Below are 25884 nucleotides of genomic sequence, written 5' to 3'. Positions count from 1 at the left end.
TTCTACCTGCTTTGTCAGGCATTAGGCGCCTAGAGCGCGTGCGTGATGCTGCAAGTGGTCGTCAATGAAGCTGGCGATGAAGAAATAGCTGTGGTCGTAGCCCGGTTGCAGACGCAACGTCAGCGGGTGGCCCGCTTGTTTTGCGGCTTGTTGCAGGGCTTCCGGTTTGAGTTGGGTGGCGAGGAAATCGTCGCGGTCACCCTGATCGACCAGCAATGGCAGCTTTTCGTCCGCCTCGGCGATCAGCGCACAGGCATCCCACTCGCGCCACTTCGAACGGTCTTCGCCCAGATAGCGGGAGAACGCTTTCTGGCCCCACGGACAATCAATCGGATTATTGATCGGCGAGAACGCTGACACTGACTGATAACGCCCCGGATTGCGCAACGCACAGACCAGCGCACCGTGACCACCCATGGAATGGCCGCTGATGCTGCGTTTGTCCGACGCCGGGAAATGCGCTTCAACCAGTGAAGGCAATTCCTGCACAACGTAGTCATGCATCCGATAGTGCCGCGACCAGGGTTCCTGCGTGGCATTCAGATAAAACCCGGCACCGAGACCGAAATCCCAGGCCCCGTCGGGATCACCCGGTACATCCGGGCCGCGCGGACTGGTGTCAGGTGCCACGATGATCAGCCCCAGTTCAGCCGCCATGCGCATGGCACCGGCCTTCTGCATGAAGTTCTCGTCCGTGCAGGTCAGGCCCGACAGCCAGTACAGCACCGGCAGCTTGCCGCCCTGCTCTGCCTGGGGCGGCAGGTACACGGCGAACACCATGTCACAACCGAGCACTTCGGAACGATGGCGATAGCGCTTGTGCCATCCGCCGAAACTCTTCTGACAGGAGATGTTTTCCAGACTCATGTAGGACTCCTACGCACCACGGCCGCGCGGTGGCGGCCGTGGCATCGGGATTGATCAGAAATGAATGACGGTACGGATGCTCTTGCCTTCGTGCATCAGGTCGAAGGCCTTGTTGATATCTTCCAGACCCATGGTGTGGGTGATGAAGGTATCCAGCGGGATTTCGCCGCTTTGCGCCATGTCGACATAGCTTGGCAGTTCGGTCCGGCCACGCACGCCACCGAACGCCGAACCGCGCCAGACGCGACCGGTCACCAGTTGGAACGGACGGGTGGCGATTTCCTGGCCGGCGCCGGCAACACCGATGATCACCGACTCGCCCCAGCCCTTGTGGCAGCACTCGAGGGCTGCGCGCATCAGCTGCACGTTGCCGATGCATTCGAAGGAGAAGTCGACGCCGCCATCGGTCATGTCGACGATCACTTCCTGGATCGGGCGGTCGAAGTCTTTCGGGTTCACGCAGTCAGTGGCACCCAGTTGTTTGGCGATTTCGAACTTGGCCGGGTTGATGTCGATGGCGATGATGCGCGAGGCCTTGGCCTTCACCGCGCCAATCACGGCCGACAGACCGATGCCGCCGAGGCCGAAAATCGCCACGGTGTCACCCGGCTTGACCTTGGCGGTGTTGATCACTGCGCCGATACCGGTGGTCACGCCGCAACCGAGCAGGCAGACCTTTTCCAGCGGCGCGTCCTTGGAGATCTTGGCCACGGAGATTTCCGGCAGCACGGTGTATTCGGAAAAGGTCGAAGTACCCATGTAGTGGAAAATCGTTTGGCCCTTGTAGGAAAAGCGCGAAGTGCCGTCCGGCATCAGGCCCTTGCCCTGGGTGGCCCGAATGGCCTGACACAGGTTGGTCTTGCCCGACTTACAGAATTTGCACTGGCCACATTCCGGGGTGTACAGCGGAATCACATGGTCGCCGACGGCCACCGAGGTCACGCCTTCGCCGATCGCTTCAACGATGGCACCGCCTTCGTGGCCGAGGATCGACGGGAAGATACCTTCCGGGTCCGCGCCGGACAGGGTGTAAGCGTCAGTGTGGCAAACACCGGAAGCCACCACGCGCAGCAATACTTCACCGGCCTTGGGCATGGCGACATCGACTTCTACGATTTCCAGCGGCTTCTTGGCCTCGAGGGCAACGGCGGCGCGCGACTTGATCATGCTGACTCTCCAGTGAATCCATTGAATAAAAAAGCAGACAGGGAGTGTAGTCCAGCGCTGCTTGATGAATAATCCGGGCAAAAGCAAAACATTATTGCCATACAGGGATAATCCCTATGTCCGAAAACCGCTGGGAAGGCATCGACGAGTTCGTCGCCGTTGCCGAATGCAGCCAATTCACCGCCGCTGCGGAACGCCTAGGCGTTTCTTCCTCGCACATCAGTCGACAAATCGTACGGCTGGAGGAGCGTTTGCAGACGCGACTGCTGTATCGCAGTACTCGGCGCGTCACCCTGACCGAGGCCGGCCAGACCTTTCTGCAACATTGCCAACGTCTGCAGGACGGACGCGAAGAAGCCTTGCGCGCGGTCGGCGATCTGACCAGCGAACCCAAAGGCATGCTGCGCATGACCTGTGCCGTGGCGTATGGCGAGCGTTTCATTGTGCCGCTGGTGACGCGGTTCATGGGGCACTACCCGCAACTGCGCATCGACATTGAACTGACCAACCGCCAACTCGATCTGGTGCATGAAGGCCTGGACCTGGCGATCCGTCTTGGCCGGCTTCAGGATTCCCGGCTGGTGGCGACCCGGCTGGCACCGCGGCGCATGTATCTGTGTGCGTCGCCTTCCTACCTGGAACGGTACGGGCGCCCACACAGTTTGTCGGAACTGGGACGGCACAATTGCCTGATCGGCAGCTCGGACATCTGGCAGCTTGAGCAGAACGGGCGGGAATTTTCCCAGCGGGTGCAGGGAAACTGGCGCTGCAACAGTGGGCAAGCGGTGCTGGATGCGGCGCTACAAGGCGTCGGACTGTGTCAGTTGCCGGACTATTACGTGCTGGAGCATCTGCACAGCGGCGCGTTGATTTCTTTACTGGAGGCGCATCAACCGCCGAATACAGCGGTGTGGGCGTTGTATCCGCAGCAGCGGCACTTGTCGCCGAAGGTGCGCAAACTGGTGGACTTTCTCAAGGAAGGTTTGGCCGAACGGCCTGAGTATCGGATTTAACGACGGTTGGTCCAGCGCTGGCGCAGCCATTCCAGATCTTCAGGCCGGGTGACCTTGAGATTGTCCGCTCGACCTTCGATCAGGCGCGGCGCCATGCCGGACCACTCCATTGCCGAGGCTTCATCGGTGATCACGGCATCAGCCACCAGACTGTCGGCCAGTGCACGGTGCAAGGCACCGAGGCGGAACATCTGCGGCGTGTAGGCCTGCCAGATCACGCTGCGATCCACGGTTTCCACCACACGACCGTGCTTGTCGACCCGTTTCAGGGTGTCGCGCGCCGGCACGGCCAGCAAGCCGCCGACCGGATCGTTCGCCAGTTCAGTAAGCAATTTGTCGAGATCATCACGGCTCAGGTTCGGTCGTGCCGCATCGTGCACCAACACCCAATCGTCATCATCGGCACCTTGGGCGTGCAGATGAAGCAAGGCGTTGAGCACCGAGCCGGAACGCTCGGCACCACCGTCAACCCGTTGAATGCGCGGATCGCTGGCGCTGGCCAGATTCGGCCAATAAGGATCATCAACGGCAAGACTGACCACCAGGCCCTTGAGGCTTGGGTGATCGAGGAAACAGCCGAGGCTGTGTTCGAGAATTGTGCGCCCGCCCAGTTGCAAGTACTGCTTGGGACGGTCCGCAGCCATTCGGGCACCGACGCCCGCGGCAGGAATCACGGCCCAGAAGGCCGGCAGGGAGTCGATCATTGGGCCAACTGGTAAAGGGTTTCGCCGTCCTTGACCATGCCCAGTTCGTGACGAGCCCGCTCTTCAACGGTCTCCATGCCCTTCTTCAACTCGCTGACTTCAGCGTCCATCACCCGGTTGCGCTCCAGCAAGGCTTCGTTCTCGGCGTGTTGATCAGCAATCTGCTGATTCAGTTCGGCGACTTGCGCCAGACTGCCATTGCCCACCCACAGGCGGTACTGCAGACCGGCCAGCAGCAAGAGCAAAACGAGAAACAACCAGTAAGGACTGCGCATCGAATATCAGGTATCCAGTGAAAAAAGACAGCCACGCCAAAACTTTGAAGCATCTGATAGCACGAAGCCTGGAATATCCAGGCTTGTGCATATAAGGCATCAGATTAGTGGCAAATCCATCGCTGTCACGACTTTTCCGACACAATCCGGTGTCTTTCTATCATTTACTGCTCAGCCGCGAAACTCGCTGCGACCGTTGTACTTGGCCTTGCCATTCAACTGCTCTTCGATACGCAGCAGTTGGTTGTACTTGGAAACGCGGTCGGAACGGCACAGCGAACCGGTCTTGATCTGGCCAGCCGAAGTACCCACAGCCAGGTCGGCGATGGTCGAATCTTCGGTTTCGCCCGAACGGTGCGAGATCACGGCGGTGTAACCGGCAGCCTTGGCCATCTGGATGGCTTCCAGGGTTTCGGTCAGTGTGCCGATCTGGTTGAACTTGATCAGGATCGAGTTGGCGATCTTTTTATCGATGCCTTCTTTCAGGATCTTGGTGTTGGTCACGAACAGGTCGTCACCGACCAGTTGGGTCTTCTCGCCGATCTTGTCGGTGAGGATCTTCCAGCCAGCCCAGTCGGACTCGTCCAGACCGTCTTCGATCGAGATGATCGGGTAACGCTCGGTCAGACCTTTGAGGTAGTCGGCGAAACCTTCAGCGGTGAACACCTGGCCTTCGCCGGACAGGTTGTACTTGCCGTCTTCGAAGAATTCGCTGGCCGCGCAGTCCAGAGCCAGGGTCACGTCGGTGCCCAGCTTGTAACCGGCGTTAGCCACCGCTTCGGAGATCACTTTCAGTGCGTCTTCGTTGGAAGCCAGGTTCGGCGCGAAACCACCTTCGTCACCGACAGCAGTGCTCAGGCCACGGGCCTTCAGCACGGCTTTGAGGTGATGGAAAATCTCGGTGCCCATGCGCAGACCTTCCGAGAAAGACTTGGCGCCAACCGGCTGAACCATGAATTCCTGGATGTCGACGTTGTTATCGGCGTGTTCGCCACCGTTGATGATGTTCATCATCGGAACCGGCATCGAGTACACACCCGGGGTGCCGTTCAGATTGGCGATGTGAGCGTACAGCGGCAGGTCCTGATCCTGTGCAGCCGCCTTGGCCGCAGCCAGGGATACGGCGAGGATGGCGTTGGCGCCCAGGGTCGCTTTGTTTTCAGTACCGTCCAGCTTGATCATCGCGTGATCCAGGGCTTTCTGGTCGCTTGGGTCGGTGCCCAGCAGCAGATCGCGGATCGGACCGTTGATGTTGGCTACCGCCTTGAGCACGCCCTTGCCCAGGTAACGGCTCTTGTCGCCATCACGCAGCTCGAGCGCTTCACGCGAGCCAGTGGATGCACCGGACGGCGCACAGGCGCTGCCGATGATGCCGTTGTCGAGAAGCACGTCCGCTTCCACGGTGGGATTGCCACGGGAGTCGAGAACTTCACGACCTTTGATGTCGACGATTTTTGCCATTGTTGTAAACACTCCAAAGTTGACGAAAACGACGCAGCTAGAGGAAATCTTTTTACCGTCGGCAAGTGGTGTGCAGCGGGCAGCTTGCAGACGACAACGCTCATACCCGAGGGCATGAGCGACAAATCGTGCGGTACTTTACCGGAGAATTGAGGTTTACGCGGTTTCTACCGTCGGAAAACTCTTCACCAGTTCGTCCAGGGCTTTGAGCTGGGCCAGGAATGGCTCCAGTTTGTCCAGACGCAAGGCGCAAGGGCCGTCGCATTTGGCGTTGTCGGGATCCGGGTGCGCTTCGAGGAACAGGCCCGCCAGCGACTGGCTCATGCCAGCCTTGGCCAGGTCGGTGACCTGGGCGCGGCGACCGCCGGCGGAATCGGAACGACCGCCAGGCATTTGCAGCGAATGGGTTACGTCGAAGAATACCGGGTACTCGAACTGCTTCATGATGCCGAAGCCGAGCATGTCGACCACGAGGTTGTTGTAGCCGAAGCTCGAACCGCGCTCGCAGAGGATCAACTGATCGTTACCCGCCTCCACGCACTTGTTCAGGATGTGTTTCATTTCCTGAGGCGCGAGGAACTGGGCTTTCTTGATGTTGATGACGGCATTGGTCTTGGCCATCGCGACGACCAGATCGGTCTGGCGCGACAGGAAGGCCGGCAGCTGGATGATGTCGCAGACCTCAGCGACGACCGCGGCCTGGTCAGGCTCGTGGACGTCGGTGATGATCGGTACGCCGAAGGCTTGTTTGATGTCCTGGAAGATGCGCATGCCTTCTTCCAGGCCAGGACCGCGATAGGAGGTCACAGAAGAACGGTTGGCCTTGTCGAAGCTGGCCTTGAACACGTAAGGGATACCGAGTTTTTCGGTGACCTTCACGTACTCTTCGCAAACCTGCATGGCCATGTCACGACTTTCCAGCACGTTCATGCCGCCGAACAGCACCATGGGTTTGTCGTTGGCAATCTCGATGTCGCCGACGCGGATGATCTTCTGTGCCATCGGGGTTACGCCTTCTTCTGGTGTTGAGCCAATGCCGCTTTGACGAAGCCGCTGAACAGCGGATGGCCATCGCGTGGCGTCGAGGTGAACTCAGGGTGGAACTGGCAAGCGACGAACCATGGATGATCCGGCGCTTCGACCACTTCAACCAGCGCAGCATCGGAAGAGCGACCGGAAATTTTCAGGCCGGCTTCGATGATTTGCGGCAGCAGGTTGTTGTTCACTTCGTAACGGTGACGGTGACGTTCGACAATCACATCCTTGCCGTAGCAGTCGTGCACCTTGGAGCCGGCTTCGAGCAGGCATTCCTGAGCGCCAAGACGCATGGTGCCGCCCAGGTCGGACGCTTCGGTACGCACTTCAACGGCACCGGTAGCGTCTTCCCACTCGGTGATCAGGCCGACAACCGGATGGCCGCTGGCACGATCGAACTCGGTGGAGTTGGCGTCTTTCCAGCCCAGCACGTTACGGGCGAACTCGATGACCGCCACTTGCATGCCCAGGCAGATACCCAGGTATGGAACCTTGTTTTCGCGAGCGTATTGAACGGCAGTGATTTTGCCTTCCACGCCGCGCAGACCGAAGCCGCCCGGTACGAGGATCGCGTCGACGCCTTCCAGTAGCGCGGTGCCCTGGTTCTCGATGTCTTCGGAATCGATGTAGCGCAGGTTGACCTTGGTGCGGTTGGTGATGCCGGCATGACTCATCGCTTCGATCAGCGACTTGTAGGCGTCCAGCAGTTCCATGTACTTGCCGACCATCGCGATGGTGACTTCGTGCTCCGGGTTCAGCTTGGCATCGACGACCTTTTCCCACTCGGACAGGTCGGCGCCATTGCATTGCAGGCCGAAACGCTCGACGACGAAATCGTCCAGACCCTGGGCGTGCAGTACGGCCGGGATCTTGTAGATGGTGTCGACGTCTTCCAGGGAGATCACCGCACGCTCTTCAACGTTGGTGAACAGCGCGATCTTGCGACGCGACGACACATCCACCGGATGGTCGGAGCGGCAGATCAGCACGTCTGGCTGCAGGCCGATCGAACGCAGTTCCTTCACGGAATGCTGGGTCGGCTTGGTCTTGGTCTCGCCAGCGGTGGCGATGTACGGAACCAGGGTCAGGTGCATCAGCATCGCGCGCTTGGAGCCGACTTCCACACGCAACTGGCGGATGGCTTCGAGGAACGGTTGCGATTCGATGTCGCCAACAGTACCGCCGATTTCCACCAAGGCCACGTCGGCATCGCCGGCGCCCTTGATGATGCGACGCTTGATTTCGTCGGTGATGTGCGGAATCACCTGGATGGTTGCACCCAGGTAGTCACCACGACGCTCTTTGCGCAGCACGTGCTCGTAGACACGGCCGGTGGTGAAGTTGTTGTTCTGGGTCATGGTCGTGCGGATGAACCGCTCGTAGTGGCCCAGGTCCAGGTCGGTCTCGGCGCCGTCGTGGGTGACGAACACTTCACCGTGCTGGAACGGGCTCATGGTGCCCGGGTCGACGTTGATGTACGGATCCAGCTTCAGCATGGTGACCTTAAGCCCCCGCGCCTCCAGGATGGCCGCCAATGAAGCCGATGCAATGCCTTTCCCCAAAGAAGAAACAACACCGCCCGTGACGAATATGTAGCGCGTCATGAAAAACCCTAGAAGTCTGCGTTAAAGCGGTCCGAGCCGCCGGGGAAAGCGAAGGAAGGCCGAAGCCCCCGATCACCTGCATTAATCACAGTGCACCTTTCAAAAAAACCGCCGCGTTGGGACAGACCGGAAGTGAAAACACCGGTACGTTGCTCGCTACACATTTTTTGGAATCGCCCAGCAAAGACTGCTTGGTAATCGGCAACTCCTGCAATTCAGGCGAATCCACAGAAGTTGTATCAAGAAGGGAGCGTAGTCTACCGGAATGCCCCCTTCATCTCAAACCTTGATCTTCGTCCGAGGGCTGCCAATGCAATCGCCAGCCTTCCAGCACATGGCCGTCGAGCCCCGGCAGGTTCGCCACGGCGAGCAATTCTTCACCGCGAAACAGCAGCGGCAATCTGCCACGCACGAAGCCCGGCACCGCGCGCTCATTAAGCAGGCGCTTGAGATCACGATGACCGCGATCCGCCAGATGCATCACCTCGCCGCCCTGCCGATAGCGGACTTGCAGCGGCCCGGCGGGAGTCTGACCGCTGAACATGACACGTCCGTTATCGGGCAAGCGTAGCGCCAGCGACGGCTCGTGCCAGTCGCCGCTGACCACCGGTGTACGCAACCATTGTCCGCTGAGCCACCACAGGCGACCGGCGCTTCGGTGCAGCTCGCCATCCGCCAGACGCCAGATCGGCGAGGCATCGTTGCCGGCGTCACGCACATCGACCCAACCCGACCAATGGTCGGTATCCGGCAGTCGGGTCAAAGGTCCAAGCCAGTGGCTGAGTGCATTTCGCTGACGGGCATCGGACAATTTCGCGATGGCCGCGAACTCCAGCGATGGCAATCCCGACCACTCGAACTCAGCGGGCAATTTCGCAGTAGCCAGATCGATTTGCGCCAGCTCATCGAGCAAACCTTGCGCCTCACGCAGATGCGCCGCACTGCGGGCCATGCTGGCGTACGCCTGAGGCCAGCGACCGCTCAGCAACGGCAGAACCTGATGCCGTAGATAGTTGCGCGAAAACTGTCGATCCTGATTCGAAGGATCCTCGACCCAACGCAGGCCATGGTCCCGCGCATAGGCTTCCAGCTCTGCGCGTGTGATGTCGAGCAACGGCCGCACCAGACTGCCCTGCCCCAGCGCTCGCGTGGCCGGCATTCCGGACAACCCACGCACGCCGGCGCCACGCAGCAGACGGAACAACAGCGTTTCAGCCTGATCGTCGCGATGCTGCCCGGTCAGCAGCACATCATTGGCCTGAGTCGCCGCACTGAACGCCGCATAGCGCGCATCCCGTGCCGCGCGCTCTAAACTCGCCCCCGGCTGCACCTGCACAAGCTGCACTTGCAACGGCACCGACAGTTCGTCGCAGACATCCTGACAATGCGCCGGCCACGCATCGGCCGCAGCCTGAAGGCCGTGATGAACATGAATGGCGCTTAGCGCCGGAAGGGATTCGGTTTTGGCGAGATTGGCCAGGAGGTGCAGCAGAACGGTGGAGTCGAGGCCGCCGGAGAAGGCGATGCGCCAATGGGAAGCACCGAGCCAGGGCTTGAGATTGCGCAGAAGCCTGGAAGGCAAATCAATCGAGGGCTGACCCATTTTTCTACCTTTTCACAAACCAAATGTGGGAGCGGGCTTGCTCGCGAAAGCGATGAAACAGCCAACACAATTGTTGAATGTTACATCGCATTCGCGGGCAAACCCGCTCCCACAGTGTTTTGCATCGTTGGCCGAAACGGCTCGACTTAGAGACCGTAGCTCATCAGACGATCATAACGACGCTTGAGCAGCGCTTCGTTGTCGAACTTCTTCAGCATCGCCAGTTGCGAGCTCAGCTCGGCGCGGATCGATGCTGCGGCAGCGGCCGGATCACGGTGGGCGCCGCCCAGAGGCTCGCTGATCACCTTGTCGACGATGCCCAGGCCTTTCAGACGCTCGGCGGTGATACCCATCGCTTCAGCAGCATCCGGCGCCTTCTCTGCGGTTTTCCACAGAATCGAAGCGCAGCCTTCCGGCGAGATCACCGCGTAGGTCGAGTACTGCAGCATGTTCAGCTGATCGCACACGCCGATCGCCAGTGCACCGCCGGAACCACCTTCACCAATCACGGTGGCGATGATCGGGGTTTTCAGGCGGGCCATGACGCGCAGGTTCCAGGCGATCGCTTCGCTCTGGTTACGCTCTTCAGCATCGATGCCAGGGTACGCGCCCGGAGTGTCGATGAAGGTCAGGATCGGCATCTTGAAACGCTCGGCCATTTCCATCAGGCGGCAGGCCTTGCGGTAACCTTCCGGACGCGGCATGCCGAAGTTGCGGCGTACCTTTTCACGCACTTCACGGCCCTTCTGGTGACCGATCACCATCACTGGCTGGTCTTCCAGACGTGCCACGCCGCCCACAATGGCCGCGTCGTCGGAGAAGTGACGATCACCGTGCAGTTCGTCGAACTCGGTGAAGATGTGCTCGATGTAGTCCAGGGTGTAAGGACGTTTCGGGTGACGCGCCAGACGTGCGATCTGCCAGCTGGTCAGCTTGCCGAAGATGTCTTCGGTCAGCGTCTTGCTCTTGTCCTGCAGGCGGGAGATCTCATCGCCGATATTCAGCGAATTGTCATTACCGACCAAGCGCAACTCTTCGATCTTGGCTTGCAGGTCGGCGATCGGCTGTTCGAAATCTAGAAAATTCGGGTTCATAGGCGTCCGTCTTGGGTCGTGTCCCAAATGAGCTTGGGCCGGCCGGTTGTCTATTCGCGCCCTACCTTAAGGGAGAGGCGCGCTGAGGTCGAGATTAAAAATTCAGGTTGTGGGCAGGCGCTTTGATGGCACCTCCCGGTCAACGGTATTGGAGGAAGACGTTGTCTCGCCCGAACTGGTCACGCAGGGCTTGAATCAAGGCATCCGCCGGGTCAATCCGCCAGGTCTCGCCGAACTGCAGCAAGGTCTTCGCATCGGGACTGGTGTATTCCATGGTGATCGGGCACGCCCCGCGATGACGCTTGAGCAATTCACCCAACCAGCGTAGCTGATCGCCTTTCAGGTCTTGGGTCTGCAACTTCAGGCGCAGGCTCTCGGCGAGGTTGGTGCGCGCATCTTCCATGCTCATCACCCGCTTGACCCGCAGGCGCAGGCCGCCGGAGAAGTCATCGTTGCTGACCTCGCCTTCGACCACCACCATTGCGTCGGTCTGCAGCAGCGATTGCGCGGAGTGGAACGCATCGGCGAACAGCGACGCCTCGATCCGCCCGGAGCGGTCGTCGAGGGTGATGAAGCCCATCTTGTCGCCCTTTTTGTTCTTCATCACCCGCAGGGCGATGATCATCCCCGCCACAGTCTGGGTGTCCCGGGCCGGTTTCAGGTCGATGATGCGCTGGCGGGCGAAACGGCGGATTTCGCCTTCGTATTCGTCGATCGGATGGCCGGTCAAGTACAGGCCCAAGGTGTCTTTTTCACCTTTGAGCCGTTCCTTGAGGGTCAGCTCCTTCGCCTTGCGGTGGACCGCGTAAACGTCCGCGTCCTCCTCGACGAACAACCCGCCGAACAGGTCGGCGTGGCCACTGTCGCGGGTGCGCGCGGTCTGCTCGGCCGACTTGATCGCCTCTTCCATCGCCGCCAGCAGCACGGCGCGGTTGCGGTCGATATTGGCCTGGTAAGCCTTTTGCTCGTCATGGAAGTACGGGCCGAGGCGATCCAGCGCGCCGCTGCGGATCAGACCGTCCAGCGTGCGTTTGTTGATGCGTTTGAGGTCGACCCGGGCGCAGAAGTCGAACAGATCCTTGAACGGGCCGGCCTGACGGGCCTCGGTGATCGCTTCCACCGGGCCTTCACCGACACCTTTGATCGCGCCCAGGCCGTACACGATGCGGCCTTCGTCGTTCACCGTGAACTTGAACTCCGAAGTGTTCACGTCCGGCGCGTCGAGGCGCAGCTTCATCGTGCGCACTTCCTCGATCAAGGTCACGACCTTGTCGGTGTTGTGCATATCCGCCGACAGTACCGCGGCCATGAACGGCGCCGGGTAGTGGGCTTTCAGCCAGGCGGTCTGGTACGAGACCAGGCCGTAGGCGGCGGAGTGGGATTTGTTGAAGCCGTAACCGGCGAATTTTTCCACCAGGTCGAAAATGTTACCGGCCAGATCCGCGTCGATATTGTTCGACGCACAACCCTCAATGAAACCGCCGCGCTGCTTGGCCATTTCCTCGGGTTTCTTCTTGCCCATCGCCCGACGCAGCATGTCCGCACCACCGAGGGTGTAACCGGCCATGACCTGGGCGATCTGCATCACCTGTTCCTGATACAGGATGATGCCGTACGTCGGCGCCAGTACCGGTTGCAAACCTTCGTACTGGTAATCCGGGTGCGGATACGCCAGTTCAGCGCGACCGTGTTTACGGTTGATGAAGTCATCCACCATGCCCGATTGCAGCGGGCCCGGACGGAACAGGGCCACCAGTGCGATCAGGTCTTCGAGGCAGTCGGGCTTGAGCTTTTTGATCAGCTCTTTCATGCCGCGGGATTCAAGCTGGAACACCGCGGTGGTTTCAGCTTTTTGCAGCAGCTGATAAGTCGGCTTGTCATCCAGCGGGATGAACGCGATGTCCAGCGGCGGTTCGTTGACCTTGGCGCGGTCACGGTTGATGGTCTTCAGCGCCCAGTCGATGATCGTCAGGGTCCGCAGGCCGAGGAAGTCGAACTTCACCAGACCGGCCGCCTCGACGTCGTCCTTGTCGAACTGGGTCACCAGACCGTCGCCGGCCTCGTCGCAATAGATCGGCGAGAAGTCGGTCAGCTTGGTCGGCGCGATCACCACACCACCGGCGTGTTTACCGACGTTACGCACCACACCTTCGAGCTTGCGCGCCATCTCCCAGATTTCCGCCGCTTCTTCATCGACCTTGATGAAGTCGCGCAGGATTTCTTCCTGCTCGTAGGCTTTTTCCAGGGTCATGCCGACTTCGAACGGAATCATCTTCGACAGGCGATCGGCCAGGCCGAACGACTTGCCCTGGGCCCGCGCCACGTCGCGGACCACAGCCTTCGCCGCCATGGAACCGAAGGTGATGATCTGGCTCACCGCGTTGCGGCCGTACTTTTCGGCCACGTAATCGATCACCCGGTCGCGACCATCCATGCAGAAGTCGACGTCGAAGTCGGGCATCGATACCCGTTCCGGGTTGAGGAAACGTTCGAACAGCAGGTCATATTCCAGCGGGTCGAGGTCGGTGATCTTCTGTACATAGGCCACCAGCGATCCGGCACCCGACCCTCGGCCAGGGCCCACCGGCACGCCGTTGTTCTTGGCCCACTGGATAAAGTCCATCACGATCAGGAAGTAACCGGGGAACCCCATCTGGATGATGATATCCAGCTCGAAATTCAGCCGGTCAACGTAGACCTGACGCTTGGCCTCGTAGTCCTCGGTGGTGTCCTTGGGCAGCAGCACGCTGAGGCGTTCTTCCAGCCCATCGAACGAGACCTTGCGGAAATACTCGTCGATGGTCATGCCATCGGGAATCGGGTAATCCGGCAGGAAGTGCTTGCCCAGTTTCACATCGATGTTGCAACGCTTGGCGATCTCGACGGTGTTCTCGATCGCATCCGGCAGGTCGCTGAACAGCTCGGCCATTTCCTCGGCGCTTTTCAGATACTGCTGGTCGCTGTAGTTCTTCGAACGCCGCGGATCGTCGAGGGCCCGGCCCTCACCGATGCAGACGCGGGTTTCGTGAGCGGCGAAGTCTTCCTGCTTGATGAAGCGCACGTCGTTGGTGGCTACCAGCGGCGCGCCGAGCTTGTCGGCCAGGGCCACGGCACCGTGCAACTGTTCTTCGTCGTTCGGACGATTGGTGCGCTGGATTTCCAGATAGAAACGATCCGGGAACACCGCCATCCATTCGCGCGCCAGGGTTTCAGCTTCGGCGGGGTTGCCGCCGATCATGGCCATGCCGATCTCGCCTTCCTTTGCGGCGGACAGCATGATCAGGCCTTCGTTGGCCTCGGCGACCCACTCGCGCTCGATGATGACCATGCCGTTGCGCTGACCGTCGATGAAGCCACGGGATATCAATTCGGTCAGGTTGCGATAGCCCTGGGCATTCATGACCAGCAGGCTGATGCGGCTCAGCGGACCATCCGGGTCCTTGTTCGACAGCCACAGGTCGGCGCCGCAGATCGGCTTGATCCCGGCACCCATGGTGTTTTTATAGAATTTGACCAGCGAACACATGTTGTTCTGGTCGGTCACCGCAACGGCCGGCATGCCCATGCCGGTCAGGGCCTTGACCAGCGGCTTGATCCGCACGAGCCCATCGACCAGGGAGTACTCAGTGTGCAGGCGTAGATGAACGAATGAAGCCGGCATAGTGATCCTGTCCAGTTACATAGAGACAACAAGGCCCGGATTGTACCGGGCCCCGAACAAAACATCAGCCTTGCCGCTAAACCTGCGTCAGGCCTTCCAGCGCTTCGTAAGCCTGACGCACCGGGGCAAACGAACGCCGGTGAATCGGCGTCGGCCCGAGGCGTGACAGCGCTTCCAGATGAACGGGGGTCGGATAGCCTTTATGGCCGCCGATGCCGTAACCCGGGTAGATCAATTCGAACGCCGCCATCTCGCGGTCGCGGCTGACCTTGGCCAGAATCGATGCCGCTGCAATCGCCGGCACCTTGCCGTCGCCCTGCACCACCGCTTCGGAACGCATCGGCAGTTTCGGGCAGCGATTGCCGTCGATCATCGCCAGTTTCGGCTGGATGTGCAGGCCAGCGACCGCGCGTTGCATCGCCAGCATGGTGGCGTGAAGGATGTTCAGCTCGTCGATTTCTTCGACCTCGGCGCGGGCGATGCACCAGCTGAGCGCCTTCTCGCAGATTTCGTCGTAGAGCTTTTCGCGCTTGGCTTCGGTGAGTTTTTTCGAGTCGTTGAGACCGAGGATCGGCCGATTCGGATCGAGGATCACCGCTGCGGTGACGACCGCTCCGCACAACGGACCGCGACCGACTTCATCGACGCCGGCCACCAGCTCTTCGACTTCGGCGACCAGGGTGAAATCCAGGCCCATCTGCATGCTTGTCTTGCTCATCGTGTTTGCCCGATCAGGTTCAGAACGGCGTCAGCCGCCTGATTGGAAGCGTCCAGGCGCAGGGTGCGATGGATCTCGTCGAAGCCACGGGTCTGCTCTTCGCCACCATCGATCAACGGCGACAGGGTCTGGGCAAGCGCCTCGACCGTCGCATCATCCTGCAACAATTCCGGCACCAGCAGTCGCTGGGCCAGCAAGTTCGGCAGGGACACGTACGGGCTCTTGACCATGCGTTTGAGAATCCAGAACGTCAGCGGCGCAAGACGATAGGCCACGACCATCGGGCGCTTGTACAGCAGCGCTTCCAGGGTCGCCGTGCCCGACGCGATCAGGACCGCATTGCACGCCGCCAGGGCCAGGTGAGATTGGCCATTGAGCAAGGTCACCGGCAGATCACGACCGGCCAGCAGCTCCTCGAGCTGGGCACGACGCTCAGGGTTGGCGCACGGTATGACGAAACGCACACCCGGGCGCATGGCACGCAGGCGTTCGGCGGTATCCAGGAACAACGCACCCAGTCGACTGACCTCGCCACCCCGGCTGCCAGGCATCAAAGCCACCAGCGGACCGTCCGGCAGACCGAGTTCGGCACGCGCGGCGGCGCGATCAGCCTCCAGCGGAATGGTATCGGCCAGCGTATGGCCGACGAACCGCACCGGTACGCCCTTCTCTTCGTAGAAGCTGGCTTCGAACGGCAGCAGCGTGAGCATCAGGTCGCAGCCTTCGCGGATCCTCAGCACCCGCTTCTGCCGCCACGCCCACACCGATGGGCTGACGTAGTGCACGGTCTTGATTCCGGCCTGACGCAGCTTGAGTTCGATATTGAGGTTGAAATCCGGTGCGTCGATGCCGATGAACACATCCGGTTTTTCAGCGATAAGCGTAGCGATCAGGTCTTTGCGGCGCTTGAGCAGTTCACGCAAGCGTCCCAGGACTTCCACCAGGCCCATGACCGACAGACGCTCCATCGGAAAATAGGAAGTCAGGCCTTCGGCCTGCATCAGCGGGCCACCGACACCGATGAACTCCACCGCAGGGTGCTGTGCCTTGAGGGCACGCATCAGGCCTGCGCCCAGAATGTCACCGGAAGCCTCCCCCGCCACCAGCGCAATACGCAGATTGGCCATGGTCAGCGGGTGATGCCGCGGGTCGACGACTGGATGGAGTCACGGAACATCGCGACCTCCGGGAACTGGGCGGACGGCTCGGCCAGTTCGGCCAGCGCCTGCTCGACGGTCAGGCCCTGGCGATACACCGTTTTGTACGCACGGCGCAGCGCGTGAATGGCGTCTTCGCTGAAACCGCGACGGCGCATGCCCTCGAAGTTCATGCTGCGCGCTTCGGCCGGGTTGCCGAATACGGTGACGAACGCCGGGACGTCCTTGCCGATCGCTGTACCCATGCCGGAAAAGCTGTGGGCGCCAATGTGGCAGTACTGATGAACCAGGGTGAAACCGGACAGGATTGCCCAGTCATCAACGTGTACATGGCCGGCCAGCGCGGTGTTGTTGACCAGAATGCAGTGGTTGCCGATGACGCTGTCATGTCCGATGTGGGCATAGGCCATGATCAGGTTGTGATCACCCAGAGTCGTTTCAGAACGATCCTGAACGGTGCCACGGTGGATTGTCACACCTTCACGGATGACGTTGTGGTCACCGATCACCAGACGGGTTTCTTCGCCCTTGTATTTCAGGTCCGGCGTGTCTTCGCCTACCGAGGAAAACTGGTAGATGCGGTTGTGCTTGCCGATACGGGTCGGACCTTTGAGGATCACGTGTGGCCCGATGACCGTACCCTCGCCGACTTCCACACCTGCACCGATGATCGACCACGGGCCGACCTCGACGCCATCAGCCAGGACGGCCGATGGATCGATGATTGCGCGAGGGTCAATCAAACTCATAGCTTGCGTTCCGCACAGATGATTTCAGCCGAGCAGACCGGTTTGCCGTCGACCGAAGCCTGGCATTCGAACTTCCAGATCTGACGCTTGCAGCTGATGAACTTGGCTTCGAGGATCAACTGATCCCCCGGCAGCACTGGCTGGCGGAAACGCAGTTTGTCGGAGCCGACGAAGTAATAAAGGGTGCCGTCGGCCGGTTTCACGTCAAGCATCTTGAAACCGAGGATCCCGGCAGCCTGAGCCATGGCTTCGATAATCAGCACGCCCGGCATGATCGGGTGCGCTGGGAAGTGACCGTTGAAGAACGGCTCGTTGATGCTGACATTCTTGTAGGCGCGAATGCGCTTGCCTTCCGTATCCAGCTCCACTACCCGGTCCACCAGCAGGAACGGGTAACGGTGAGGCAGGTATTCGCGAATCTCGTTGATGTCCATCATTTCGGGGGGAAGCCTATGTAAAGATTGGGAGCGCGACTGACGCGCACTCCTCTAGCAAATCAAGGAGGCAGTCCAGAGGCTGTGCACACTTGATATGGAAATGGTATCAGCCTTCAGATGAAGCATTACCGCCAGGGGTCACTTCCCCGGAGCGCTTTTCCAGCTGTTTCAAACGTCGCGCGATGTCATCGAGCTGACGAATACGGGCCGCGCTTTTGCGCCATTCGGCCGCCGGTTGCATGGCTGTGCCGGAAGAATAGGCACCCGGCTCGGTAATCGAGTGGGTCACCATGGTCATCCCGGTCAGGAATACGTTGTCGCAAATATCGATGTGCCCTACCAGGCCAACACCCCCGGCGAGCATGCAGTGCTTGCCGATTTTGGTGCTGCCGGAAATCCCCACGCACGCGGCCATGGCGGTGTGGTCACCGACTTGCACGTTGTGGGCGATCTGAATCTGGTTGTCGAGCTTCACACCATTGCCGATCACGGTATCGGCCAGCGCACCGCGGTCGATGGCGGTATTCACGCCAATCTCCACATCGTCACCGATGGTCACGCCACCGATCTGGGCAATTTTCTGCCAGATGCCCTTCTCGTTGGCGAAGCCGAAGCCTTCACCACCAAGTACGGCACCAGACTGGATCACCACGCGTTTGCCGATCCGCACATCGTGATACAGCGTGACCCGCGGGGCCAGCCAGCCGCCCTCGCCGATTTCACTGCGCGCACCGACAACGCAATGCGCGCCGAGTGTCACACCCGCACCAATTCGAGCACCGGCTTCGATCACCACGAAGGGACCGATACTGGCGCTCGGATCGACCACGGCACCCTCGGCAATCACTGCCGTCGGATGAATGCCGGCAGCGGCCTTGGGCTTCGGATCGAACAGATGGGAAATGCGTGCGTAAGCCAGGTAAGGATCCGGCACCACCAGCGCATTACCGGCATAACCTTCCGCGTCGGCAGCCTTGAGCAACAGGGCTGCGGCTTGCGTGCCAGCCAGGTATTTACGGTATTGGGGGTTTGCCAGAAAGCTCAACTGAGCTGGGCCAGCCTCCTGCAAGGTGGCTAGCCCAGTGATTTGCTTCTCGGGGTCGCCACTCAGGGTGGCGCCGAGGAACTCGGCCAACTGGCCGAGCTTGATAGTCACGGTCATGGGTTACTTCAGCTGATTCATGCGCTCGATAACCTGGCGCGTGATGTCGTACTGAGGTTTGACATCGATCACTGCGCCACGCTCGAACACCAGGTCAAAACCACCTTTCTTGATGACTTCTTCCACTGCGCTATCCAGTTTCGGCTTCAGTTGCTTGAGCATTTCACGGTCGGCAACAGCCTTGGCTTCGTTCAGCTCCTTGGACTGGAACTGGAAGTCACGAGCCTTTTGCTTGAACTCAAGCTCCAGACGCTCGCGCTCGCCTTGCTGCATCTTGTCGCCACCGGCCATCAGACGATCCTGAATGCCCTTGGCACTGCTTTCCAGGGTCTTGAGCTTGGTCAGTTGCGGGCCAAACTTCTTCTCGGCATCCACGGCGTACTTCTTCGCCGCGTCGGATTCCAGCAGAGCCATCTGATAGTTCAGGACGGCGATTTTCATGTCGGCAAATGCCGGGCCTGCCACCAGTACGGAGGCCAGGAGAACCAATTGAGTCAACTTACGCACGATGCACTCCTACAAAATCCATTGTCGTTGTCTTGGGTCAGACGCTTAGAACGTCTGGCCCAGGGAGAATTGGAACACTTGAGTTTCAGCTTCATCCGGTTTCTTGATCGGCATCGCCAGTGCAAAGCTCAGCGGGCCCAGTGCGGTGACCCAGGTCACGCCGACACCGACGGAGCTGGCCATGTTGCTCAGACTGATGTCGTTGCATTGGGTGGCAGAAGTCGAGCCGACAGTCGCGTTGGTAGTCTTCTCGCACTTGGAGTCAAATACGTTACCCACGTCCCAGAATACCGAAGTACGCAGCGAACGCTGATCCTTGACGAATGGCAGCGGGAACAACACCTCGACACCACCCTGGATCAACACGTTGCCACCGAACGGCAGCGGATCCTGATCCGGGTCACGCAACGTACCGGCGTTACCGGTCACACCGGCGCCACGACTAGGGGTACTGCGTGGACCCAGCGTGCTGTCTTTAAAGCCGCGGACCGAGTTGAAACCACCAGCATAGTAGTTTTCATAGAACGGCAAGCCGTCGGTCGAACCGTAACCATCGCCATAGCCCAGCTCGGTGTGCAGGCGCATGGTGTAGTTCTCGCTCAAAGGCTGGAACAACTGGCCACGGTAATCGAGCTTGAAGAACGACAGATCGCTGCCTGGAATGGTGGTTTCCAGGGTCAGGCTCTGGGAACGACCACGGGTTGGCAGCACCCCCTTGTTCAGGGTCGACTCGGACCAGCCGGCCGAAGCCTTGAAGTTCAGGTAGTTGTCGCCTTCACGCTTAACGAAGTCGAAAATCTCGTCAACGGTGTACTGGCCGGTCTTGATCTTGTCCTGCTGAGCGGACAGGCCGAAGGTCAGACGCGAAGTCTCGCTGATCGGGTAGCCCACGTTCACGCCGGCACCCAGGCTGTCTACCGCATAGCTCGCTACGTCGACGTCGAGGTCTTTGTAGTCGGTGGTGCGGTAGAACGCGTTGTAACCCAGGCTCACGCCATCGGCGGTCCAGTAGGGGTCAACGTAGCCGAAGTTGTAGCGGCTCTGGTATTCGCTGCGGGTCAGGCCGACGCTGACGCGGTTACCGGTACCGAGGAAGTTGTTCTGGGTGATCGAACCACCGAGGATCAGACCGGCACTCTGGGCGAAACCGACGCTGGCGGTGATCGAACCGGAAGCCTGCTCTTCCACGCTGTAGTTCACGTCAACCTGGTCGTCGACACCTGGCACGGCCGGGGTCTCGACGTTGACCTCTTTAAAGAAGCCCAGACGCTCCAGACGGGTCTTGGACTGGTCGATCAGGTAGGTCGAAGCCCAGCCACCTTCCATCTGACGCATTTCACGGCGCAGCACTTCGTCCTCGGACTTGGTGTTGCCACGGAAGTTGATGCGGTTGACGTAGGCACGCTTGCCCGGATCGACAGCGAACAGGATATCGACGGTGTGATCTTCATCGTGCGGTTGTGGCACGCCGTTGACGTTGGCGAAGGTGTAACCCTCGTTACCCAGACGACGGGTGATCAGTTCGGAAGTGGTGGTCATCAGCTTGCGCGAGAACACCTGACCTTTCTGCACCAGCAACAGCGACTTGACCTGGTCCTCAGGGACTTTCAGGTCACCGCTGAGCTTGACGTCACGAACGGTGTACTTCTCGCCTTCGTTGACGTTGACGGTGATGTAGACGTGCTTCTTGTCCGGGGTGATGGACACTTGGGTCGAAGCGATATCCATGTTGATATAGCCACGGTCCAGGTAGTAGGAACGCAGACGCTCCAGGTCACCGGACAGTTTTTCACGGGCATACTTGTCGTCGTTCTTGAAGAACGACAGCCAGTTGGTGGTTTTCAGTTCGAACAGGTCGGTCAGGTCTTCCTCGGGGAAAACCGTGTTGCCCACCACGTTGATGTGCTGAATGGCGGCGACGGTGCCTTCGTTGATCTTCACTTTCAGGCCGACGCGGTTGCGCGGCTGCGAGACCACTTCGGTATCAACGGTAGCCGAGTAACGACCTTGTGCAACGTATTGACGTTGCAGCTCGTTACGCACGCCTTCGAGGGTCGCGCGCTGGAAGATCTCGCCTTCGGCCAGACCGGACTGCTTGAGGCCTTTCATCAGGTCTTCGGTGGAGATCGCCTTGTTGCCTTCGATCTCGATGCTGGCGACCGAGGGACGCTCGACGACAGTGATCACCAGAACGTTGCCTTCGCGGCCCAGCTGGATATCTTGAAAGAAACCGGTTTTGAACAGCGCACGAGTGGATTCCACCAGGCGACGATCATCCGCCTGCTCGCCGACGTTCAACGGCAAGGCACCAAAGACGCTACCCGCGGAGACCCGCTGGAGGCCATTGACGCGAATATCAGAGATAGTGAAGGACTCGGCGTGAACTTCGGCGATCATCAATACGGTGAGAACCGCAGTTAGCAGCAGACGTTTCATGAAGTCCTTTCTTATTCCAACTGGCAATAAACAAACTGCCGCAAAATGCGGCAGATTCGCAATTCAGCGAAGCGTTACAGACGACCCAGATCGTTGACCAGAGCAAGCAACATCACCCCGACCACCAAGCTGATACCGATCTGTATCCCCCAACCTTGCACCCGATCCGACAAGGGACGACCACGCGCCCACTCGATCAGATAAAACAACAAATGCCCCCCATCCAGTACAGGAATGGGCAGCAAATTCAGAACCCCCAGGCTAATACTCAGATAAGCAAGGAAATTCAGGAAATCAGCGACGCCCGACTGGGCAGAAGCGCCCGCCACTTTAGCAATGGTTATCGGTCCACTCAAGTTTTTTACCGAGAGCTCGCCGAAGAGCATTTTCTTCAGTGAATCCAGCGTCAGTACGCTCATGGTCCAGGTACGACGGGCACCCTCGCCAATCGCCGCCAAAGGCCCGTAGCTGACCTCGCGAATCATTTCCGGCGGCCAGTCGACAGCCTTCACGCCCGCCCCAAGGTAACCGCTTGGCGACTTTTTATCGCCACGCGCAGCCAATGTCACAGGGACGTCGATTTGAACACCGTCGCGCTCGACGCGCAGCACGATTTTGGTATCAGGACGCGTACGAACGGTATCGACCACCTGCTGCCAGTCATCCAGCGCCTTGCCATCAAGCGTCAACAGACGATCACCGGTTTTCAGCCCTGCCGCCTGGGCCGGACCTTTCGGATCGAGCTCGGCCAGCACTGGCGGTAACGCGGGACGCCAAGGACGAATACCGAGGGAGCGAATCGGGTCCGGCTCGTCAGCCCCTTTGAGCCATTTATCGAGCGCCAGCTCACGAGGTGAGTCAGCCGTGGAGCCAGGCTCGCGCACCATCAATTGCAGTGAGCCGCTTTCCCCCAGGCGTCGCACCAACTGCAGGTTGACCGCAGCCCAGCCCGAGGTCGGCTCTCCGTCGATGGCGACGATCTCCTGACCGGCGCTCAGCCCAGCCGTTGCGGCGATGCTGCCGGACTCCACCGAACCGATGACCGGGCGAATCTGCTCGCTGCCGAGCATGGCCAACACCCAGAAGAACACCAGCGCGAGCAGGAAGTTGGCCACAGGGCCGGCCGCGACGATGGCGATACGCTGACGAACAGACTTGCGATTGAATGACTGATGAAGCTGATCGGCCGGCACTTCGCCTTCGCGCTCGTCGAGCATCTTGACGTAGCCACCCAGCGGAATCGCGGCGACTACGAACTCCGTACCCTGCTTGTCGTGCCAGCGCAGCAGCGGCATGCCGAAGCCAACGGAGAAACGCAGAACCTTGACGCCACAGCGACGCGCGACCCAGAAGTGGCCGAATTCGTGAAAGGTGACCAGCACACCCAGAGCGATCAGGGTGCCGGCAATCATATAGAGCGCGCTCATCTACTTTCTCCGCAATCCTGTCCAGTGCCGCGTGAAGCCATGTATTGCAAGACCTATCGGCCGTGACGACTCAACCACTGCCCGGCCAATGTCCGGGCGGTTGTATCAGCGGCGAACACCGCATCGAGATCATCCAGCGCCACCACAGGCTCGAGATTCAAGACTTCCTCGATGATACTCGCGATTTCCAGGTAGCGAACCCGTCCGTCGAGAAACGCGGCAACCGCCACTTCATTCGCCGCGTTGAGCATGGCCGGGGCACTGTTTCCCGCCTCGGCGGCCTGCCGCGCCAGGCGCAGGCACGGGAAACGCTCCTCGTCGGGAGCTTCGAAATCCAGGCGCGCCACAGCGAACAGATCCAGCGGCGCCACGCCCGAATCAATGCGCTCTGGCCAGGCCAGGGCGTTGGCAATCGGCGTGCGCATATCGGGATTGCCCAACTGCGCCAGCACCGAGCCGTCCACATAATCGACCAGCGAGTGAATCACGCTCTGCGGATGAATCACCACTTCGACTTGCGATGGCTTGGCATCGAACAACCAGCAGGCCTCGATCAGTTCGAGCCCCTTGTTCATCATGCTGGCCGAATCCACCGAAATCTTGCGCCCCATGGACCAGTTCGGGTGCGCACAGGCCTGATCCGGTGAAACATGCGCCAGTTCGGCCATCGGCGTTTGACGAAACGGACCACCGGAAGCCGTCAGCAAAATCCGACGGACCCCAACATTACTCAGCCCGCGAGCAAAGTCCTGCGGCATGCACTGAAAAATCGCGTTGTGTTCGCTGTCGATCGGCAACAGGACCGAACCGCTCTTGCGCACCGCCTGCATGAACAAGGCGCCGGACATGACCAGCGCTTCCTTGTTGGCCAGAAGAATCTTCTTGCCCGCCTCGACTGCCGCGAGAGTCGGGCGCAGGCCGGCAGCGCCGACGATGGCGGCCATGACGGCATCCACCTCGGGTGCAGCAGCGACCTGACACAATCCTTCCTCGCCGACCAGCACCTGCGTCGGCAGGCCCGCGGCTCGTAAATCATCCTGCAGGTTGCGAGCGGCGCCGACCTCCGGCACTACTGCATATTTAGGAAGATGACGGACACACAGGGCAAACAGTTCGCTCAGGCGGGTAAAACCGCTCAGGGCGAAGGTCTGATAACGCTCCGGATGCCGGGCGATGACATCCAGGGTGCTCAGACCGATCGAACCGGTCGCGCCCAGGACGGTAATCTGCTGTGGGCGACTCACGACGCCGCCATCCACAACAGCACCGCGAATACCGGGATCGCCGCCGTCAGGCTGTCGATGCGATCCAGTACACCACCATGGCCGGGCAGCAGATTACTGCTGTCCTTGATGCCGGACTGGCGTTTGAACATGCTTTCGGTCAGATCGCCCACCACCGAGATGAAGACAATCACCGCCGCACCGATCAAACCCTTGAACAGTTGTGCCACCGTCCAGTCACGGAACAGCGCGACCAACGTAGTGATGACCAGACTTAACGCCAGACCGCCATACACGCCCTCCCAGCTTTTGCCGGGACTGACTTGCGGAGCCAGCTTGCGCTTGCCGAACGCACGACCGGAGAAGTACGCCCCGATATCAGCCCCCCAGACCAGCACCATCACCGCCATGATCAACCAGTTACCGAGCGGGTATTGCTTGATCAGCATCAGCCCTTGCCAGGCAGGCAACAGAATCAGCAAACCGATTACCAGCTTGGCGGCGGCGCTGGACCAATGCTCGCTGGAGCGCGGATACGTCAGCACCAGCCAGGTCGCCAGCACCCACCAGATCACCGACGCGCCCAGCACCCATGGTGCCAGCCCCGGCAGGATGTACATGACGAACAGCATCAGCGCGACCACCGCCGCGTAGCCGACACGGAATGCCTGCGCGGTGAAGCCGGCCAGGCGTGCCCACTCCCAGGCACCCAGACTCACGACCAGCCCGATGAACAGGGCAAAACCGGACCCTTCGAGCAGGAAAAAACCACCCAGGGCGATCGGCAATAGAATCAGTGCAGTGATGATGCGTTGTTTAAGCATTAAACCCGGGCTCCAGCTTCGACCTGCTCACTCGTTTTACCGAAGCGACGCTGGCGCAAAGCGAAATCGGCCAGCGCATTGCGCATGGCTTCGTGTTTGAAGTCCGGCCAGAACAGGTCGGAGAAGTACAACTCGGCGTAGGCCAACTGCCACAAGAGGAAGTTGCTGATGCGATGCTCGCCGCCGGTGCGGATGCACAAATCAGGCAACGGCAGATCACCAGTGACCAGACAGGTCTGCAGCAGATCCGGGGTGATGTCTTCCGGCCGCAAATGCCCGGCCTGAACCTCACGCGCCAGACGCTGTGCCGCTTGCGCAATGTCCCACTGACCGCCGTAGTTGGCAGCGATTTGCAGGATGAAACGGTTGGCACCGGCGGTCATCGCTTCAGCTTCACGCATGGCTGCCTGAAGCTCGGGATGGAACCGCGTGCGATCACCAATGATGCGCAGACTGATGTTGTTGTCGTTCAGGCGCTTGGCCTCACGACGCAACGCCTTGAAGAACAGATCCATCAAGGCGCTCACCTCATCGGCCGGGCGCTGCCAGTTTTCACTGGAAAAAGCGAACAGGGTGAGTACCTCGACCTTGGCCTCGGCACACACCTCGATCACCGCCCGTACAGCATCCACGCCCGCTTTATGCCCGGCGACACCCGGCATGAAGCGTTTTTTCGCCCAGCGATTATTGCCATCCATGATGATCGCGACATGGCGCGGCACCGCGGACGGCGCAGTCTGCTTGGTCTTGTCCATTTAAA

Annotated in this window: 22 protein-coding genes; 1 reads left to right on the top strand and 21 read right to left on the bottom strand. The window is 60.0% G+C overall.

The genetic code is table 11. The features are described from left to right. Positions 1 to 21 precede the first annotated feature (21 nt). Together fghA and K3819_RS05815 are read right to left on the bottom strand one after the other, a co-directional pair. The gene (gene fghA / locus K3819_RS05820) at positions 22 to 867 is read right to left on the bottom strand and encodes an S-formylglutathione hydrolase (protein WP_221398814.1); all 846 of its coding nucleotides are present in this window, start codon (positions 865 to 867) and stop codon (positions 22 to 24) included. A 54-nt stretch (positions 868 to 921) separates the two neighbouring features. Next, a complete protein-coding gene (locus tag K3819_RS05815; protein ID WP_221398813.1) occupies positions 922 to 2034 on the bottom strand; it encodes an S-(hydroxymethyl)glutathione dehydrogenase/class III alcohol dehydrogenase in 1113 nt (370 codons plus the stop codon). 116 nt (positions 2035 to 2150) lie between these two features. On the opposite strand from K3819_RS05815, the gene K3819_RS05810 reads away from it, so the two are divergent. Next, on the top strand, positions 2151 to 3047 hold the full coding sequence (locus K3819_RS05810) for a LysR substrate-binding domain-containing protein (protein WP_007954817.1): 897 nt from the start codon (positions 2151 to 2153) through the stop codon (positions 3045 to 3047). Here K3819_RS05810 and ispD read toward each other — a convergent pair. From ispD to uppS, 19 genes are all read right to left on the bottom strand, one after another. Next, entirely contained in the window at positions 3044 to 3751 is a 708-nt protein-coding gene (ispD, locus tag K3819_RS05805; protein ID WP_221398812.1) for a 2-C-methyl-D-erythritol 4-phosphate cytidylyltransferase, read from the bottom strand. The genes K3819_RS05810 and ispD overlap by 4 nt on opposite strands. Further along, positions 3748 to 4026: a cell division protein FtsB gene (gene ftsB / locus K3819_RS05800; RefSeq protein WP_003222158.1), complete on the bottom strand. Its 279-nt coding sequence runs from the start codon at positions 4024 to 4026 to the stop codon at positions 3748 to 3750. Before ftsB ends, ispD begins: the two co-directional genes overlap by 4 nt. 171 nt (positions 4027 to 4197) lie before the next feature. Next, positions 4198 to 5487, bottom strand: coding sequence for a phosphopyruvate hydratase (gene eno / locus K3819_RS05795; RefSeq protein WP_007954808.1), 1290 nt, complete (start codon positions 5485 to 5487; stop codon positions 4198 to 4200). Between the two features lie 156 nt (positions 5488 to 5643). Beyond that, positions 5644 to 6489: a 3-deoxy-8-phosphooctulonate synthase gene (gene kdsA / locus K3819_RS05790; RefSeq protein WP_007954807.1), complete on the bottom strand. Its 846-nt coding sequence runs from the start codon at positions 6487 to 6489 to the stop codon at positions 5644 to 5646. Positions 6490 to 6494: 5 nt separating this feature from the next. Next, the gene (locus tag K3819_RS05785) at positions 6495 to 8126 is read right to left on the bottom strand and encodes a CTP synthase (RefSeq protein ID WP_011332696.1); all 1632 of its coding nucleotides are present in this window, start codon (positions 8124 to 8126) and stop codon (positions 6495 to 6497) included. 274 nt (positions 8127 to 8400) lie between these two features. After that, positions 8401 to 9729: a tRNA lysidine(34) synthetase TilS gene (tilS, locus tag K3819_RS05780; RefSeq protein ID WP_221398811.1), complete on the bottom strand. Its 1329-nt coding sequence runs from the start codon at positions 9727 to 9729 to the stop codon at positions 8401 to 8403. A gap of 146 nt (positions 9730 to 9875) precedes the next feature. Further along, on the bottom strand, positions 9876 to 10823 hold the full coding sequence (locus tag K3819_RS05775) for an acetyl-CoA carboxylase carboxyltransferase subunit alpha (protein WP_011332694.1): 948 nt from the start codon (positions 10821 to 10823) through the stop codon (positions 9876 to 9878). A gap of 139 nt (positions 10824 to 10962) precedes the next feature. Continuing rightward, positions 10963 to 14484, bottom strand: a complete 3522-nt coding sequence (dnaE, locus tag K3819_RS05770) for a DNA polymerase III subunit alpha (RefSeq protein ID WP_085612295.1) — start codon at positions 14482 to 14484, stop codon at positions 10963 to 10965. Between the two features lie 76 nt (positions 14485 to 14560). Continuing rightward, the gene (gene rnhB / locus K3819_RS05765; protein ID WP_064379016.1) at positions 14561 to 15187 is read right to left on the bottom strand and encodes a ribonuclease HII; all 627 of its coding nucleotides are present in this window, start codon (positions 15185 to 15187) and stop codon (positions 14561 to 14563) included. A gap of 11 nt (positions 15188 to 15198) precedes the next feature. Next, positions 15199 to 16329 (bottom strand): lipid-A-disaccharide synthase, encoded by a 1131-nt coding sequence (gene lpxB / locus K3819_RS05760; protein WP_221398810.1) that lies wholly within the window; start codon positions 16327 to 16329, stop codon positions 15199 to 15201. Positions 16330 to 16331: 2 nt separating this feature from the next. Next, positions 16332 to 17108: an acyl-ACP--UDP-N-acetylglucosamine O-acyltransferase gene (lpxA, locus tag K3819_RS05755; protein WP_221398809.1), complete on the bottom strand. Its 777-nt coding sequence runs from the start codon at positions 17106 to 17108 to the stop codon at positions 16332 to 16334. Beyond that, positions 17105 to 17545, bottom strand: a complete 441-nt coding sequence (gene fabZ, locus K3819_RS05750; protein ID WP_003222142.1) for a 3-hydroxyacyl-ACP dehydratase FabZ — start codon at positions 17543 to 17545, stop codon at positions 17105 to 17107. Before fabZ ends, lpxA begins: the two co-directional genes overlap by 4 nt. A 106-nt stretch (positions 17546 to 17651) precedes the next feature. Beyond that, a complete protein-coding gene (gene lpxD / locus K3819_RS05745) occupies positions 17652 to 18707 on the bottom strand; it encodes a UDP-3-O-(3-hydroxymyristoyl)glucosamine N-acyltransferase (RefSeq protein WP_085612292.1) in 1056 nt (351 codons plus the stop codon). Between the two features lie 3 nt (positions 18708 to 18710). Then, on the bottom strand, positions 18711 to 19214 hold the full coding sequence (locus K3819_RS05740) for an OmpH family outer membrane protein (protein ID WP_003222140.1): 504 nt from the start codon (positions 19212 to 19214) through the stop codon (positions 18711 to 18713). Between the two features lie 45 nt (positions 19215 to 19259). Beyond that, positions 19260 to 21650 (bottom strand): outer membrane protein assembly factor BamA, encoded by a 2391-nt coding sequence (bamA, locus tag K3819_RS05735; protein WP_039769675.1) that lies wholly within the window; start codon positions 21648 to 21650, stop codon positions 19260 to 19262. A 74-nt stretch (positions 21651 to 21724) separates the two neighbouring features. Then, positions 21725 to 23077: a sigma E protease regulator RseP gene (gene rseP, locus K3819_RS05730; protein ID WP_221398808.1), complete on the bottom strand. Its 1353-nt coding sequence runs from the start codon at positions 23075 to 23077 to the stop codon at positions 21725 to 21727. A 53-nt stretch (positions 23078 to 23130) separates the two neighbouring features. Next, the gene (gene ispC, locus K3819_RS05725; RefSeq protein WP_221398807.1) at positions 23131 to 24321 is read right to left on the bottom strand and encodes a 1-deoxy-D-xylulose-5-phosphate reductoisomerase; all 1191 of its coding nucleotides are present in this window, start codon (positions 24319 to 24321) and stop codon (positions 23131 to 23133) included. Next, complete coding sequence (locus K3819_RS05720) at positions 24318 to 25124, bottom strand: phosphatidate cytidylyltransferase (protein WP_064593785.1); 807 nt, start codon at positions 25122 to 25124, stop codon at positions 24318 to 24320. Before K3819_RS05720 ends, ispC begins: the two co-directional genes overlap by 4 nt. After that, positions 25124 to 25879, bottom strand: coding sequence for a polyprenyl diphosphate synthase (gene uppS / locus K3819_RS05715; RefSeq protein WP_007954779.1), 756 nt, complete (start codon positions 25877 to 25879; stop codon positions 25124 to 25126). Before uppS ends, K3819_RS05720 begins: the two co-directional genes overlap by 1 nt. Positions 25880 to 25884: the final 5 nt, after the last annotated feature.

It is taken from the genome of Pseudomonas sp. 3-2 (genome assembly GCF_019710535.1).
Taxonomy (GTDB): domain Bacteria; phylum Pseudomonadota; class Gammaproteobacteria; order Pseudomonadales; family Pseudomonadaceae; genus Aquipseudomonas; species Aquipseudomonas pharyngis.
The sequence above is the reverse complement of the archived record's forward strand: the minus strand, read 5'-3'. Positions and strand labels throughout refer to the sequence as shown.